Source organism: Marinobacter sp. CA1, assembly GCF_020546665.1.
Lineage (GTDB): Bacteria > Pseudomonadota > Gammaproteobacteria > Pseudomonadales > Oleiphilaceae > Marinobacter > Marinobacter xestospongiae.
The window spans coordinates 1720738-1737129 of the sequence record NZ_CP071785.1 but is presented as its reverse complement, the minus strand read 5'-3'; the positions used below and the strand labels follow the sequence as shown (position 1 = coordinate 1737129).

Annotated in this window: 14 protein-coding genes; 4 read left to right on the top strand and 10 right to left on the bottom strand. The window is 62.4% G+C overall.

Annotated features, from left to right (window positions below):
- Nucleotides 1–42 precede the first annotated feature (42 nt).
- From J2887_RS08010 to fliE, 8 genes are all read right to left on the bottom strand, one after another.
- Nucleotides 43–1758, bottom strand: coding sequence for an ATP-binding SpoIIE family protein phosphatase (locus J2887_RS08010; protein ID WP_227175453.1), 1716 nt, complete (start codon nt 1756–1758; stop codon nt 43–45).
- Nucleotides 1759–1790: 32 nt separating this feature from the next.
- Nucleotides 1791–2096: an STAS domain-containing protein gene (locus tag J2887_RS08005; RefSeq protein WP_227175452.1), complete on the bottom strand. Its 306-nt coding sequence runs from the start codon at nt 2094–2096 to the stop codon at nt 1791–1793.
- A gap of 156 nt (nt 2097–2252) precedes the next feature.
- Nucleotides 2253–2693: a flagellar export protein FliJ gene (gene fliJ / locus J2887_RS08000; RefSeq protein ID WP_227175451.1), complete on the bottom strand. Its 441-nt coding sequence runs from the start codon at nt 2691–2693 to the stop codon at nt 2253–2255.
- Nucleotides 2693–4051 carry a flagellar protein export ATPase FliI gene (fliI, locus tag J2887_RS07995; RefSeq protein ID WP_227175450.1) on the bottom strand — a complete coding sequence of 453 codons (1359 nt, stop codon included), beginning with the start codon at nt 4049–4051 and terminating at the stop codon, nt 2693–2695. Before fliI ends, fliJ begins: the two co-directional genes overlap by 1 nt.
- The gene (locus tag J2887_RS07990) at nt 4032–4883 is read right to left on the bottom strand and encodes a flagellar assembly protein FliH (RefSeq protein WP_227175449.1); all 852 of its coding nucleotides are present in this window, start codon (nt 4881–4883) and stop codon (nt 4032–4034) included. Before J2887_RS07990 ends, fliI begins: the two co-directional genes overlap by 20 nt.
- Entirely contained in the window at nt 4883–5878 is a 996-nt protein-coding gene (gene fliG, locus J2887_RS07985; protein WP_416381912.1) for a flagellar motor switch protein FliG, read from the bottom strand. The genes J2887_RS07990 and fliG overlap by 1 nt, the downstream gene beginning before the upstream one ends.
- A gap of 37 nt (nt 5879–5915) precedes the next feature.
- The gene (fliF, locus tag J2887_RS07980; RefSeq protein WP_227175447.1) at nt 5916–7619 is read right to left on the bottom strand and encodes a flagellar basal-body MS-ring/collar protein FliF; all 1704 of its coding nucleotides are present in this window, start codon (nt 7617–7619) and stop codon (nt 5916–5918) included.
- Nucleotides 7620–7634: 15 nt separating this feature from the next.
- Nucleotides 7635–8003, bottom strand: coding sequence for a flagellar hook-basal body complex protein FliE (gene fliE / locus J2887_RS07975; protein WP_227175446.1), 369 nt, complete (start codon nt 8001–8003; stop codon nt 7635–7637).
- A gap of 377 nt (nt 8004–8380) precedes the next feature.
- Here fliE and J2887_RS07970 point away from each other — a divergent pair, with 377 nt between their 5' ends.
- From J2887_RS07970 to J2887_RS07955, 4 genes are all read left to right on the top strand, one after another.
- On the top strand, nt 8381–8896 hold the full coding sequence (locus J2887_RS07970; RefSeq protein ID WP_227175445.1) for a sigma-70 family RNA polymerase sigma factor: 516 nt from the start codon (nt 8381–8383) through the stop codon (nt 8894–8896).
- A complete protein-coding gene (locus J2887_RS07965; RefSeq protein ID WP_227175444.1) occupies nt 8886–9875 on the top strand; it encodes a FecR family protein in 990 nt (329 codons plus the stop codon). Before J2887_RS07970 ends, J2887_RS07965 begins: the two co-directional genes overlap by 11 nt.
- A 135-nt stretch (nt 9876–10010) precedes the next feature.
- Nucleotides 10011–12413 carry a TonB-dependent siderophore receptor gene (locus tag J2887_RS07960; protein ID WP_227175443.1) on the top strand — a complete coding sequence of 801 codons (2403 nt, stop codon included), beginning with the start codon at nt 10011–10013 and terminating at the stop codon, nt 12411–12413.
- A gap of 107 nt (nt 12414–12520) precedes the next feature.
- Nucleotides 12521–13417, top strand: coding sequence for an alpha/beta hydrolase (locus J2887_RS07955; protein ID WP_227175442.1), 897 nt, complete (start codon nt 12521–12523; stop codon nt 13415–13417).
- Nucleotides 13418–13455: 38 nt separating this feature from the next.
- On the opposite strand, the gene J2887_RS07950 is transcribed toward J2887_RS07955, so the two are convergent.
- Complete coding sequence (locus tag J2887_RS07950; RefSeq protein WP_227175441.1) at nt 13456–14913, bottom strand: sigma-54-dependent transcriptional regulator; 1458 nt, start codon at nt 14911–14913, stop codon at nt 13456–13458.
- A 12-nt stretch (nt 14914–14925) separates the two neighbouring features.
- The gene (locus tag J2887_RS07945) at nt 14926–16188 is read right to left on the bottom strand and encodes a sensor histidine kinase (RefSeq protein WP_227175440.1); all 1263 of its coding nucleotides are present in this window, start codon (nt 16186–16188) and stop codon (nt 14926–14928) included.
- Between the last annotated feature and the right edge of the window lie 204 nt (nt 16189–16392).

Genomic DNA, 16392 nt, shown 5'->3' with positions numbered 1-16392 from the left:
CAACCCTGTTCGTTTCCAATCCTGAATGCCGGGCAGGCGACCTCAGCCGTACTGCCAGTCGTAGACCACTTCCACTTCGTTGCCTTTGCCCAGAAAGCGCAACGACGTGCTCAACTGCCGCAGCAGCATGATACCCCGCCCCGCATACTGGTGATCGTCTGGCCGTTTTGCCATCAGATGCTGATAATCGAAACCCTCGCCGCTGTCCCGACAGCGTATCGTCAGGCATCCGCCATCGGCACTCGGACGGTGGCTCAGGGAAAACCTCAGGTGATGCCCCTCAATTGCGGCCATGCGCCTTTCCCTCTCAGCATAGTACTGACCAAACCCCTCGGGGGAATTTTTCCACGCCGACGGCAGTTTCAGGATGCCATGCTCCAGGCCGTTGGTGTAAAGCTCGGACAACAGCGTGTAGACCTCCCCGGCCCGACGGCGCAGTCCCGGCACTTCCATGCAGATGTGCAACAGCAGCGGCAGCGGGTTGAACTTGCCCAGGGTGGTGTCGTTGAGCTCATAGTCACACTGCCAGTCCGATGGCCCTGTCAGCGCCGACGGTAACAGTCTGTCGGGCAGTTGTTCCAGTGCCTCTTCATCCACCATCTCCAGACAGAACACGGTGAAGTCGTCCTGCAGTTCGCGATCACCGGCAAAGACCCGCGCCGCGTTCAGCACCGACTGGAAGATGGCTTCGCTGCCACGGTGGTCGTCCAACGCCGTCACCAGACGTTCCTCACCGAACATCTGGCCGTTCGGTGCCTCCGCCTCAATCAGCCCGTCTGTCGCCACAAACAGGGCATCACCAGGTTCAGTGCGAATGACATCCACATCGGCGGCAAACCGCTCAGTGCTCAGCACTCCCAATGGCAGATGGGAAGACGGCAACACCAACCGCTCACCGCTGTGGCGCTGAAGGTAGGCGTCGGGAAGCCCGCCATTCCAGACCCGCAGTTGATTGAGGTGAAAATCCGCCTGGATAAACACCGCGCAACAGAACATCCCGGTTGGCAGGATACGCTTGAGCTTCTGATTGATCTCCCGCAGCACATCACCGCAGCCAAATCCCTTGCTGGTCATGCCATAGAAGATTTCCGCCACTGGCATCGCGCCAATGGCCGCCGGTAACCCGTGACCGGTAAAGTCACCGATCAGAATGTGCATGCCTCCGGCTGGTCGCGGGCAGGCAAACAGCACATCGCCATTAAACAACGACAGCGGCGAGGCGTGGTACCTCAGATTGGGCGAGTCCAGGCAGCCAGAGTGGGCAACGTTGTCGAACACCCGCTTGGCGACCTGCTGTTCCGACAACAGTTGCCGGTTCCGCTCGCTGATCAGGTCACGCTGCTCGCTGAGAGTGCGGTGCATCAGCCGCATGCGGTTGAAGGCCTTGACCTTGGCCTCGAGGATGACCCGGTTGTAGGGCTTCGACATGAAATCGTCACCACCGGATTCCAGGCAACTGGCCAGGGTCTTGGCGTCGGAAATGGAGGTCAGGAATATAATAGGCACCAGCCGCTCGCCGGCCAAGCGCTTGATTTCCCGAGCCGCCGCCATGCCATCCAGACGTGGCATCATGACATCGAGCAGAACCATGTGGGGCTGGTGTTGCTCAAACTTTTCGATGGCGTCCTGACCATCGACCGCCCCAACCACCTGATGGCCCTGGCGCGAGATCAGCTTGCCCAGGATCAACCGGTCGGTATCACTGTCGTCCGCGATCAGAATGGTCAGCGGGGCCTGTTCGGTCAGGGGTTCATCCATACCAGTCTCCCGCCACGGGCTGGCGCGATGGGCTACCGAATGGCGAACAGCTGTTCGAAGTTGGAGATGGACAGGATGCGACGGACATCACCATTGCAGTTCTCGATGCAGATCTGGGCGGAATCACCGCCGGCGAAATCCCGCAGCAACAGCAGCATGCCCAGTGCCGAGCTGTCCAGGTAGGTGGTATCTGACATATCGACCACATAGTTAACCACTCCCTGATCACTATGTTCGTAGGCATCACGGAAGCTCTGGTGGGTACTGAAATCGAAGCGCCCCTCGATCTTGATCGTCAGGGTACGGCCATCGTCACTTCGACGTGTCTCGATCGGCATCCCGGGTCCTCCCTTCCTGGCTTGGTGAATGCGATGACTGAGCGGGAACCTCTGACGGACATGACAGCGTCCCTGCCCCAAGGATAGCCCAGCAACCACAAAATGCATCAGTCATTTCAGTTTGTTGGCAGTTGCGGGACATTCCTGGCAGTGCAATCAGCGACGGCGACCGAAGGCACGGCCGGCGGCTTCGTCCATGGCCTTCTGGTCCCGGGCATCCTGCGCCCGCTGTTCCTGTTCCCGACAACTGTCGATAAAGCGCGCCATGCCCCGGCGGCGCTCATAGGCCTGTTGCCAGTCCTGCCGACACTGTTCCATTTGCTCCTTGGCCTTCTGGACCTTGATCTCCTGCTGGCCAATAACCTGGTCAAGCTGAGTAACGAAGGCCTGCCAACCCTGCAGGCGGGCTACAGAGACCGTACCCTGCTGGTCATTGCGGATCTGCTGCTGGTAGCCCGCCTGGTATTGCCGCAACTCTTCCAGCTGGTTCTGGTGCTGCTGCCACTGGTCCCGGGCCGCAGCCAGCTTTTCCAACGCCTGCTGCTCCCGCCGCTGCTCCAGCTCCAGCACCACGGCAAGCCGTTGCGAGCGCAGCATCAGCTAGTCTCCTGGCGGGCCTGGCCCCTGGCTTTCGGGACCACACTCTGCAACTGTTCAATCGCGGCCGCCAGAGGCGCGCTTTCCCGCAAGCCCTGGCGCAGGAACTGGCGCATGCTGTCGATGTGGGCAATGGCAACGTCGGTTTCAGGGTCGGAACCCTGGACATAGGCACCAACACTGATCAGGTCACGGGCCTGCTGATAGCGGGAATAGACCTGCTTGAATCGCTGGGCCTGGGCGAAGTGTTCCTGTTCGGTCACCTGCGGCATGACCCGGCTCACCGACGCTTCCACGTCAATGGCGGGGTAGTGACCCTCTTCCGCCAGGCGGCGGGAGAGCACGATGTGACCATCGAGAATAGCACGGGCGGCGTCAGCAATCGGGTCCTGCTGGTCGTCGCCTTCGGTCAACACGGTGTAGAAAGCGGTGATCGACCCGCCCCCCGGCCGGCCATTGCCGGTGCGCTCCACCAGTTGCGGCAGCTTGGCAAATACCGAGGGCGGATAGCCCTTGGTCGCCGGCGGTTCCCCCACCGCCAGGGCAATCTCCCGCTGGGCCTGGGCGTAGCGGGTCAGCGAATCCATCAGCAGCAGCACCCGTTTACCCTGGTCGCGGTAGTATTCGGCAATGCGGGTGGTGAGCATGGCCGCCCGCAAACGCATCAGCGGTGAGTCGTCCGCCGGTGCCGCGACGACAACGGAGCGTGCCAGGCCCTCTTCGCCCAGGATGTCCTCAATGAACTCCTTGACCTCACGACCCCGCTCGCCAATCAGCCCCACCACGGTAATGTCGGCATCGGTAAACCGGGTCATCATCCCCAGCAGCATACTCTTACCCACACCGCTGCCGGCAAACAGCCCCAAACGCTGCCCCTGACCCACCGTCAGCAGAGCGTTGATGGCGCGAATGCCGACATCCATGGACTGGCGCACCGGTGCCCGGTTCAGCGGGTTGATGATTTCGCCAGCCAGCGACACCTGCTGCTGGGTTTTCAGCGGCCCCTTGTCGTCCAGCGGATCGCCGGTGCCGTTGACGACACGCCCCAACAACTCAGGTCCTACCGGTACCCGACTGGCAGCCGACAGCGGCACCACCCGGGCCCCCGGGCGCAGCCCCTCAATCGCGGTGAGCGGCATCAGGTAAACCCGGTCATCCTCGAAGCCCACCACTTCGGCCTCCACATTCCCCAGACCTTGTCCCTGGATCAGGCAGCGGTCGCCCACCACCATCGGGCAGCCGACACACTCCAGGGTCAGACCAACCATACGGGTCAGACGACCGGACAACTCCGGTTCAAGTTTAGGGGGGAGATAATCTTTCAGGCGTTCGAGGCGCTCAGCCAGACTGGTCGTCATCGGGAGCCTCCTGCTGACCGGGACCGGCAAGCACATCACCGTGGTAATCCGACAGGTCACCCATCATGTCACTCAGTTCCGCGCTGTCGCCCGGCTCTTCACTGGCCAGCTGCTGGTTCAACATGCTCTGGACCGCTTTCTGGAAGCGCTTCTCAACGGTGAAATCCACCAGGCTGTGACGGGTTTCCACCTTACAGCCGCCGGCAAGGATGGTGGGATCTTCGATAATGGAGGTATCGGCTTCGTAGTCGTCGGCGACCTGGTGGACCCATTCCGCATCGGCGGGATTGACCGACAGCCGGACGTTGTCCTGGGTGGACGGCAGCGCTGCCAGGGCCTGACGTACCACGATGGCAATGTGGGAGGAGTCGATGCTCAGCTCCCGGAACACCACCGCCCGGGCCAGCACAGTGGTGACGTTAACCAGAGCCGTTTCAAGCTCATCTTCGTGACGCTGGATAGGCAGCAGCAGCTCCCCCAGCAGCGACTCCAGGTTCGCCAGTTTGGCCTCCACCTCACCGCGGGTCTGGCTGAGCGCCTCTTCATGGCCGCTGGCGCGACCCTCGGCAAGCCCGGCCTCATGCCCTTCGCGGAAGCCCTGCTCACGACCTTCGGCATGGCCCGCTTCAATACCGGCTGCGCGGCCTTCCTGGTGACCGTCGTCCCAGGCTTCCTTGCGAATCGCTTCGAGATCGGCCGCCGTCAAAGGTTTGACTTCCTCGATCTCCTCCTCGACCACCTCATTGCCATTTTCGTCCAGCAACGGCAACTCCCAGCGCTCATAGGCGGTGAGAGTTCCGGAGGGGATGCGCTTGCGACGGTCCTGGCTCATTACATCATTTCTTCGCCGGAGCCGCCGAGGGTGATCTCACCGGCTTCGGCCATGCGACGGGCAATGGTGATGATGTCCTTCTGGGCAGTCTCCACTTCACTGACCCGCACCGGTCCCTTGGCTTCCAGGTCATCCTGCAGCAACTCTGCCGCCCGCTTGGACATGTTCTTGAAGATCTTCTCTTTGACCCCTTCGTCGGCCCCCTTCAGGGCCACAACCAGCACATCGGAGGACACTTCCCGCAACAATGCCTGTATGCCCCGGTCGTCGATGTCTTTGAGGTTGTCGAACACGAACATCAGGTCCTCGATGGTGGACGCCAGGTCCGGGTCCATGTCCTTGATGGAATCCATCAGGCCACCTTCGACACTGCGATCCATGAAGTTCATGATATCCGCCGCACGTTTGACGCCGCCAATGCGGCTGGTCTGGGTCGAGGAACCACCGGAGAACTGTTTCTCGAGGATGTCGTTGAGTTCCTGCAGGGCCTGGGGCTGGACGCTCTCCAGCGAGGCCACGCGCATCATCACATCCAGGCGCACCTTTTCATCCAGGGTCGACAGAATTTCGGCGGACTGGTCCGGATCAAGATAGGAAATGACGATGGCCTGAATCTGTGGGTGCTCGTAGCGGATGATGTCCCCCACCGCTCGCGGCTCCATCCACTTGAGAGTATCAAGACCGGTGGTGTTACCACCTACCAGAATACGGTCGATCAGGCTGGCCGCCTTGTCGTCACCCAGGGCCTGGGTGAGCATGGCGCGGATGTAGTCGTCATTGCCGACACCGAGGCCGGTCTGGCCACCCACCGCATCCACGAACTGGTTCAGCACAAAGGTGACTTCATCCTTGCTGACGTCTTTCATCTGCGCCATGGCCATACCCACGCGCTGAACCTCCTTCGGGCCCATGTGCTTGAGAATTTCCGCGGCGTCAGCTTCCCCCAGGGTCATCAACAGGATAGCGGCCTGCTCCAGACGCGGGATTTTGCGCATCGGCTTGGCCGGCGCATCCCCCTGTGGGTTGTTTTCATCAGTCATCGACATTCACCCATTGGCGCATGACCTGGGCCACCCGAGCGGGGTCTTCGGTGATCAGGCCCTTGAGAGCATTTAATTGTCTATCATAGCTGTCCGTTGCGCCGGGCAAAAGCAGTTCATCCTCGGAGGAACTGAGGGCATCCCGCAGCGAACCGTCACTGCCCAGCCCCTCGAGTTCGTCGTAGCCTTCGCCGCCCTCCAGCTCGCCACGCTCGCTGCGGCCGCCACCGGAGAGGTTCTTCAGGGTCGGGCGCAGCAGGCCCAACACCAGCACCAGGATCACAAAGCCCGCCAGCACCTGCTTCATCAGGTCCCAGAACCAAGGCTGCTCCCAGAATCCCGGCGCCTCGTAGACGACCGCTTCTTCCGGCGCAAAGGCCGTGTTCATCACCGTGACACTGTCCCCACGGGCGGCGGAGTAGCCCACCGCATCGCGAATCAGCATGGTCAGACGCTGCAGTTCCTGTTCCGGCCAGGGCTGGTAGCTGACTTCGCCGGTATCGGGATCGATCACTTTCATGTCATCGACTGCCACCGCCACCGTCAGGCGCTGGAGGCGCCCCTGCTGCTGACGAATGTAGCTGACTGTGCGATCCATCTCATAGTTGCGGGTCGCCTCCTCGCGGATATTGACCGGAGTCGCTGGCGCATCTTCATCGCCTTCGCCCTGCACCTGCTCCGGCACGGTGGCTTCACCCGGTGGCTGGTTTGACAGCGCCCCCGGCACACCGCCCATGAAATCGCTGGTACGCTGCTCAGACAACTGACGCTCGCTGCGCACCGCCTGCTGGTCCGGGTTGAACAGCTCTTCTGCCTGCTCCACGGAGGAAAAGTCCAGGTCCGCGGTGACCTCGGCACGGAAGCGGCCATCGCCGATGATGGGGTCGACAATCGAGGCCACCCGACGGGTCAGCCGCTCTTCCATGCGGGACTGGTACTCATACTGGTCCTGCATCTGCTGACGATTTCCCTGCTCTTCGCGGTCCGTCAACAAATTGCCGTTCTGGTCCACGACGGTAACATTGTCCTTGTCCATTTCCGGAATGCTGCCCGCCACCAGGTTGACGATGGCGGAGATCTGCTCATGCTCCAGACGACGCCCGGCAAAGACGTCCAGGAACACCGAAGCGGTGGGGGTACGGGCATCGCGCACGAACACAGAGCGCTTGGGAATGGCCAGGTGAACCCGGGCGCTGCGGACATTGCGCATGCTGCCGATGGTGCGGGCCAGCTCGCCCTCGAGACCACGGCGATAGCTGATGTTCTCCATGAACTGGGAGGTGCCGAGGCCGCGCTCCTGATCGAGCAGTTCATAGCCCAGGGTTTTCTCGTCGGTCACTCCGGCGGCGGCCAGCTTCAGCCGGGCGTTATAGACGTCTTCAGAGGACACCAGCAGGGCACCGGTGCGCGGCTCCATGCGGTAGTTGATGCCGTTCTGCTCAAGAATGGAAGTCACATCGTCCGGGTTGTAGCTGGACAGATCGCCCACCACCGGCTGGTAGTTGGGTTCCTGAGCCCACAGCACCACCGCGACCCCGAGGGCAACACTGGCGGCCAGACCCACCATCAGGCCAATCTGACGCAGCAGGGCCAGCCGGCTGAAGCCGAACATCAGGTCGCTTCTGGACTCCAGCCCGGTGGCTTCCTCATCCGCGGGCGGGTTGGTGGGGGCGGTTTCCGCAGGTACGCTGGACATGGCTTAACTCCGCAATTACACCGGCATGTTCATGATGTCTTCATAGGCCTTGACCACCCGGTTGCGGACCTGGGTCATTGCTTCGAAGGAGACAGACGCTTTCTGGGACGCAATCATTACCCGGCTGATATCGACATTGGGATCTCCCATGTCGTAAGACGTGCGCAAATCACTGGAGGTCTTCTGGAGATCGTTAACGTGGTTGACGGCCTGGCTTAGCATGTCGGAAAACCCCGGTGTTTCCTGGGTTTCCTGCACCTTCTGAGGCCGGTCAACCGCGCCACGGATGGCGTTGTCCTGCTCAACACGCTGATTCTGCATCATCTGCGACCGCAAATTGCGGATTTCAGAAAGCACATTGTTGATGTCGGCGCGTTGTACCATAGCTCCCCCTCTGATCGACCACCCCATGGCTATATCGCCGGTGTAATGAGCAGTCGACATCGATAACGTCAGTTACCGGCCTAAAATGCAAATCACGGGCCATCAAACATTTATCCTTATTTTACATGATATTATAGATAAACCTTAGAGCCCCTTCCCTCGTGATCGCCGACTTTTTGGCGCCTCAAAGGCGAACCACAACACCTCGACCAGGGCGCTGAAAAGTCGTCACCCAAATGACACCATTGTAATGAGAACCATTCTCGAATAATGTATCCCCCAACCCGCAGAGCCCAAACCGCTGGGCAGCGGTTCCCAGCACCGCAAATGCCATCACCACAAGCCGGACCCGACGCCACCACGTACCAGCCACAATCATGTCAGCGACCACACTGGATACCCACATTCCTCTGGATACCCTGTACCACAACCACCATGGCTGGCTGTGCCAGTGGCTTCGGGGCAAACTCGACTGCCCCCAGCAGGCTGCCGACCTGGCGCAGGACACCTTTGTCCGAATCTTGGTGCGGTCCGAACCGGTCGCCAACCAGGCGCCCCGTGCGCTGCTGCGCACCATAGCCCGCGGCCTGGTTATTGATCACTGGCGTCGCAGCGCCCTGGAGCGAGCTTACCTGGAAGCACTGGCGCAACTGCCGGAAGCCCACCAGCCTTCTGCAGAACAGCATCACGAAACCCTGCAGACCCTGGAACACATCGCCGCCATGCTGGAGGGCCTGAAGCCAAGAGTCCGCACCGCCTTTCTGCTGTACCGGCTTGGCGGCCTCACTCATGGCGCCATCGCGGAACAGCTGGGTGTGTCCAGCCGCACCGTTGAACGGCATGTCGCCACCGCCATGCTGCACTGCTACCGGCTGCGATTCGATGATCGGTGACACTCCTGCCCCTGCGGCCAATACGCCCCTGTCAGACTCGGTTGTAAGAGCCGCCATCCACTGGCAACTGAGGCTTGAGACCGCGAACGACAGCCAACTGGTACGTCGCCAGATCCTGGCCTGGTGTCGACGGGCACCGGAGAACGCCCTGGCCTGGCAGCAATTAGGCACCCTGCAGCAGGAGCTGAGCGCCAGCCTGGACGCCCTGGGGCAGCCCGAACTCGCGCTGCCAGTGCTGCAACGCGCCGGCACTGATCTGCAACGTCGCCGCACCCTGAAGCTGCTGGCGGCGACCCTGATGCTGGCAGGCCCTGCCGGTTACACCGTCCATCAGCATTCGCCATGGCGCTCAGACTTCACCACCGGAACCGGGGAACGGCGGACCCTTGAGTTGGCCGACGGCTCCCGTGTCATGCTCAACACCAATTCCGCACTGGATGTGGCCTTCGACACCGACTGGCGCCAGCTGACCCTGCACCAGGGGGAAGTGATGGTGGACACTCTGGGCGCCACATCCGACCCACGCTCCTTACGGCTGAGCTGCGACTTCGGCCACTGCCAGACCCGGGGTAGCCGCTTTGTAGTGCGGCAACACGAACACTACGCCCAGGTGGTGGTTGAGCAGGGGCGACTGCAGCTGCTGGGTATGAGTGGACGGGGGCAAGAGGCCGGTGCCGGCGAATCCTGGCGCCTGGATCAACACGGCGTCAGCCGGACCGGTAACGGCGCCCTGGAACCTGCCGCCTGGACTCGCGGCATGATGGTGGTGGACGACATCCGGCTGGCGGAGTTCGCCGCCGAATTGGCCCGCTATCGCCATGGCTACCTGGGCGTCGACCAGCAGGTGGCAAACCTGAGATTGTCCGGCGTGTTTCAGCTGGACGATCCCGATGCCCTGCTGGCAGACCTGCCGCTGGTACTGCCCATCGAGATTCGGTCCCGCACTCGCTGGTGGACGAACCTTACTGCCCGAGGTTGAAGTCCAAGAGTTGAGATCCAGGCGTTGAGATTTAAGAGTTGAGATTGGGATTTCGGAATCCAACGAAAAAAACTGTCGGGATTTCCTTTCCGGTTCGGTTACAGGGTATCCAATCCACTGATAGCGGGACCCGTTATGCCAACACGCTCACTGCCACCAAGCACCCTATCCCCTCACGCTCACCACCTGACACCTTGTCGGCGTCTGGGGACGGCGCTGTGCCTGACCGCCACCCTGGCGCTCACTCCGATGGTCGCCCTTGCCGCCAGCGCCGATACCGCCAGCAGCGCGATCACCCTGACGGCGGGGCAGTTGGATGACGTGCTCAGCCGCTTCGCCCAGCAGGCCGGTATCACCTTGACCTTCAACCCGACCCTGGTCAGTGACCGCCAAAGCTCCGGCCTGCAGGGTCGCTACACCGTCGCCGATGCCCTGCAGCGGCTGCTGGCAGGCACCGGCCTGATCGCCCGACGTACCGATACCGGCTATGTGATCCTGCCCGCCGGCGATGACACCGGCTACCAGCTCAATCCCATCACCATCGAAGCTGACACCCTCAGCGGCGTCGGCCCGGTTGGCGGCTACACCGCCAATGCCAGCCGCTCCGCCAGCAAAACCGACACCCCGCTACTGGAAACCGCCCAAAGTGTTAGCGTGATCAGTGCCGACCTGATCGCTGACCGTAAAGCAACCAACGTTCAGGATGCGGTTGCCTACACCGCTGGTGTTCGGGTGGGGGAATCCGGCCTTGATCCGCGCTTCGACCAGATCCAGATTCGCGGCTTTGCCGCCACCACCACAGCCGACTTTCTCGACGGCCTGCGCCAACCCAACACCGGCTGGCTGTCCTACTACGGTACCGAGCCCTACAACCTGGAACGCATCGATGTACTGAAGGGGCCGGCTTCGGTTCTGTACGGTCAGATCAACCCGGGTGGCATGGTCAACCGGATCAGCAAACGCCCCACCGGCGAAGACCGGCACGAGCTGGAACTGCAGGGTGGCAGCCATAACCACTGGCAGGGACAGTTCGACAGCGGCGGCACCCTGGACCAGGGTGGCGACCTGAAATACCGGCTGGTGGGCGTGGTCCGCGATGCCGAGACCGAGATCGAACAGGTCGATAACGACACCGTTTTCCTGGCTCCGTCGCTGCGCTGGCAACTGGGGCAGCGGACCCATCTGACCCTGCTCAGCCAATACCAGGAGCGCCTGACCAGCGGCTCTCCACGCCCCTACCAGGACGGCACTCGCCTTACCCGGTTCTGGGCCGGTGACGAAGACTTCGACAAACTGGACCAACGCCAGTACGCCCTGGGCTATGAGTTCGAACACGGCTTCAACAGCCAGTGGTCATTCCAGCAGAACCTGCGGGCTGGCCAGGTTGATACCACCAATCAATACCTGAGCGTCGCCGGTTCGTCCGACGATGGCCGCACTCTGGAGCGGACCAGCTACGGCATCTATGAGGATATGGCGTCGGTGGCGGTGGATACCCGCCTGGTGGGCAAGCTGGCGACCGGCGCGATCGACCATACCCTGCTATTGGGGCTGGACTACAGCTACATTGACTTCGAGGTGGAGTACGCCAGCGGCCAGGCGCCGGCCATTGACCGGTTGTCGCCGGACTACCGCCAGCCGGTGCCGCATCCGGACAGCGTCATTTCCGACCTCAGCGGCCGCAGCCACAACAGTGGCCTGTACCTGCAGGACCAGCTCGCCTGGGACCGCTGGCGGCTGTCGCTGGGCCTGCGGCAGGACTGGGTCAACAGTGACCAGCGCAACCACCTGGCCGGCACCGCCAGCTCGCGCCATGACGACCGCACCAGCGGCCAGCTTGGCCTGCTTTATCGCCTCGACTCCGGGCTGGCTCCCTACGCCAGCTTTGCCCAATCCTTCGTGCCCCAGAGCGGCAGCGACGCCAGTGGCCGGGATTACGAGCCAACCGAGGGAGAGCAGTACGAGCTGGGCCTCAAGTTCCAGCCCGGCGATGGCAACAGCCTGTACACCGCCTCGGTCTACCAGCTTACCCAGTCCAATGTCCTGACCGCCGACCCCGCCAACCCGGCAAACCGCATCCAGACCGGTGAGCAGCGGGCCCGTGGTGTGGAACTGGAGGCAGTATCCGAGCTGGCCAGCGGTCTGCGGCTGACCGCCAGCTACAGCTTCAATGACCTTGAGGTCACCCGCAGCAACGATGGCAATGAAGGCAAGGCGCCGGTCAACAAGCCGGAGCAGCTGGCGTCGCTGTGGCTCAACTACGATGTCGCCAAGGGGGTGCTAAGCGGCCTGGCGCTGTCCGGCGGCGCCCGCTGGACCGGCAGTGCCTATAACGATGCGGCCAATACCAGCAAGAACGCCAGCTACACCCTGGTGGACCTGGGACTGCACTACACACTGCCGGGGGCGTTAAAGGGCATCCGCCTCGGGCTGAACGCCAAGAACCTGCTCGACAGGCAGTACATCACCTGCTCCAGCGGCTACTGCTACCGCGGCGAAGGCCGCAGCGTGATCGGCAGCGTCAGCTACCGCTGGTAAGCCCGGCGCCCTTCGACAAGCACCTTTCGACAACCACCCGGCGACCCGTTTGCCGGGTGGTTTCGGTTGTGCCCGACCAAACACCTTTTGCACCAGAGGACACTGACATGAGCCAACGGCTTACCCGACTGGGTCTCCCGGCCCTGATCCTTTCTGCGTCGATTGCCGGCGCGGATACCCTGTCAACAGAACCGGCCGGGCCCTCCGGGGCGGACAGCGCGGCCCCCGAAACCGCCGTCACGCTGGCCGGCACCGAGTCCTGGCATCTCACCAACGCCCAGGGCCGCCCCTATCACATCATGGTCAGCAAGCCTCAGGGCGAGGTGCCTTATACCGGTGGCTATCCGGTGGTCTATGTGCTGGACGGCAATGCCTACTTTCCCGCCTTTCACGCCGCCAAGCAGACCCAGGCGGCGCTTCAGAAAGCCATTGTGGTGGGCATCGGTTATCCAGATGAGCAGGCCCTGAATTTCCTGCGGCGCTCCTACGACTTCTCGCCCCCGGCGCCGGCCGATCAGAACGAGCCTCCCCAGGGTGGCCAGGATGAGTTGCTCGACTTTATCGAACAACAGCTGATGCCCGCGGTGGCGGAGCGCTATCCGGTGGACCCGCATCAACAGAGCCTGTTCGGCCACTCCTTCGGCGGGATGTTTGCGGTCTACGCCCTGTTCCAGCGGCCGGCGCTGTTCGACCACGTGGTGGCGGTCAGCCCTAGTCTGTGGTGGCGTGACCGTTACCTGCTGGCACCGGAGCAACGGTTTCGGCAACAGGTGGAACAGGGCAACGTTTCTGTGACCCACACCAGTCTGGCGCTGGTGATGGCGGAGTGGGACTCCGCCCAGGAGATCCAGGATGCCCAGGCGCTGGCCCTGCGGCTGGGGCCCCTGTCAGGCCATGGCCTGCGCAGCAGCGTGCGGATCGAGCCGGGTGAGGACCATATGTCGGTGCCCTACCGGGTGGTCTCGCGGGTACTGACGGACCTGCTCAGCGCCCGGCGGCAATAAAAAACGGCGCCCGTAGGCGCCGACGAAGGAGTATGGATTCAGGCTGTGGCCAGCTCGGCCTCCAGATCGATGCCGCAATCCCGCATCTGGGCCAGCTTGTAACGCAGGGTGCGGGGGCTGATACCCAGCTGTTCCGCGGCCCGGTTACGGCGACCGCGCTCGCGACGCAGGGTGTCGATGATGATCCGGAATTCTTTCTGGCGCAGGTCGTCCCCCAGGGAAGCCGGTTCCTGGAACACCTCCCGGGCTTCCGGCTCTGGCTCCGCCTCAGCGTCAAGCGCGGCTGGCTGCCGGGGCGGCTCCGCCACCACCGTGGTCCGCGGCACGATCGCTTCCGGTTGCGGCGCCGGGGCCACCTGACCGGTAATGCCAAATTCCAGACACAGGTCTCCGGCTTCGATCAGATTGCCCTGATGCAGCACCAGGGCCCGCTGGATGGCATTGTCCAGCTCACGAACATTGCCCGGCCAGGGATGGTCCAACAGCGCATCACGGGCACCGTTGCTGAACCGGATACCGGTCAGTTTCATCTTGCGACAGTGTTTCTTGAGCAGCGCCTGGGCCAGCGGCATGATATCCAGCGGCCGCTCCCGCAGCGGCTGCCACTGCATTGGGAAGACCGTCAGGCGGTAGTACAGATCCTCTCGGAACTTGCCTTCGCGAACGTAGTCCGCCAGGTCCCGGTTGGTGGTCGCCAGTACCCGTACATCCAGGGCAATGGTCTTGCGACCACCCACCCGCTCGACTTCTCGCTCCTGCAGAACCCGCAACAGCTTGGACTGCAGACCGAGCTCCATTTCCGAAATCTCATCCAGCAGCAGGGTGCCGCCGTTGGCCTGTTCAAACTTGCCCGGTGAGGCGGCATGAGCGCCGGTGAACGCCCCTTTCTCATGCCCGAACAGGATCGCCTCCAGCATGTTCTCAGGAATGGCCGCACAGTTGATGGCGACAAACGGCTGATCGGCACGGGGCGACTGCTGGTGAATGTAGCGGGCCAGGACTTCCTTACCGGTACCACTCTCGCCAGAGATCATCACGGTCGACTCACTGGCGGCCACCTTGCTGGCAAGCTGGAACAGGCGCTTGCTGACCGGATCTTCCGCCACCGGCTGGTCGCGTTTACCGGAGGGCGCGCTACCAACAATACGGTTGACCGCCTCCACCAGCACCTGTGACTCGAACGGCTTCACCAGGTAATCGGTGGCGCCGGACTGCATCGCCGACACCGCCTGGTCGATCTGGCCATACGCGGTCATCAGCATCATTGGCAGGCCGGGGTATCGGCGCTGGACTTCCGCCAGCAACTCATGACCGGACATGCCCGGCATGTTGACGTCACTGATGACCATGTCGACGGTATCCTCAGCCAACCGCTCCAGCGCCTGCTCGGCGCAATCCGCCTCACGCACCCGGAATTTGGCGAGTTCCAGGGTGGTCACCAGCGCTTCGCGCAGGTCGTGATCGTCTTCGACGAGAAGTATCTGAGACCGGGCCATAATCGCCTCCGCTTACTGACTGCTGTGATCTTGCTGATGAGGAGCACGACTGCACACCGGCAGCCGAATGACGGCACAGGCTCCTCCCACGGTGGGCGCTTCCAGGGAGAATTCGCCCTGATGCGCCTTGACCACCGCCTGGACAACCGCCAGGCCCAGCCCCGTACCATGGGACTTGGTGGTATAGAAAGCTTCCATCATCTGTCCCGCCTCGTTGGCCGCAAAGCCGGGACCATTGTCCTGTACCCGGATCTCCAGACCCTGACCGGTGCGCGTCAGGCGCACGTCCACCTGCGTCGCACCGGCCTCGATGCTGTTGTTGACGAGGTTGGTGCAGGCTCCGACCAGGGCGTCGCGGTTACACAGCAGCGACAGCCCAGTAATGTCTGAGGTCAGTTTTACCTGCGCCCCGCCACCCAGATTGATGGCTTCCAGCGCCGACCCCAGGCCGGACACCAGCGCTTCTGCCGGCAGTTCCTCCGCCAGCCGGGTTTCACCCCGGGCGAAAATGAGCATATCCCGGACCTGCTGTTCCAGGTGGGTCAGCCGCGACATCAGGCGACTGGCGCAACGCTGGCGCAGTTCCGGGTCAAGATCCTGCTCACTGAGATGGCCGCCGTACAGAATGGCCGCCGACAACGGGGTACGGATCTGGTGCGCCAGTGACGCCACCATCTTGCCCATGGCCGATAGTCGCTGGGCGTGGGCAAGTTGGGTCTGTAACTGACGGGTTTCGGTAAGATCGGTCAGCAGGATCAACTGACCTGGCTGGTTCTCCATGGTCCGGATCTCGATACTGACCCGGCGACCGTCCTTCAAGGACACCTCGTGACCATCGTCCCGGCGCGGTGCAAAGCAACGCTGAATGATGCTGACCCACCGCTCACCTTCCAGTGGCTCACCCAACAGACCGACTGCCGCCGGGTTGGACTGGGTGACCACGCCCTGGCTGTCGAGCACCACCACCCCGGCAGGCAGCGCCGACAGCAGGGTGGACAGGCGGTCCGCCAGCTGCTCTTTTTCTTCCAGCTCGCGCTGGCGCTGCAGGGATTCGGCGGTGAGTTCGCCGGACAGTTGATTGACCCGGGATTCGAGGGTGCGGTAGGAGTCCGTAATCTGGCGGGACATCTGGTTGAACAGATCCAGGGCGGTGCCAACGGCCTGATCGTCCACCTGCTGGGGAAACAGCGCGGTCACCTTGTCGTTGGCATCGGCAGCGGCGTTGGTGGCGCTGTCCTGCTCTGACGCTGGCATGGAAAGTTGTGGCTGGCTCATGATTCCCCCTGACGACTCCCGGCCCTGGATGGACCACTTGATTCGTTTGCAGGGACTTAAGCCAGCTTCATGCCAACTTCACTTTTCTCTATAATTTCAAGGATTAATAAAAACCAAAAAGAAAAGGCGGCGATTTTTTGTCGCCGCCCTTCCGGTCGCGGGGAATATCTTCTGGGGCCAACGACAATCCGTTGACACTCTTCT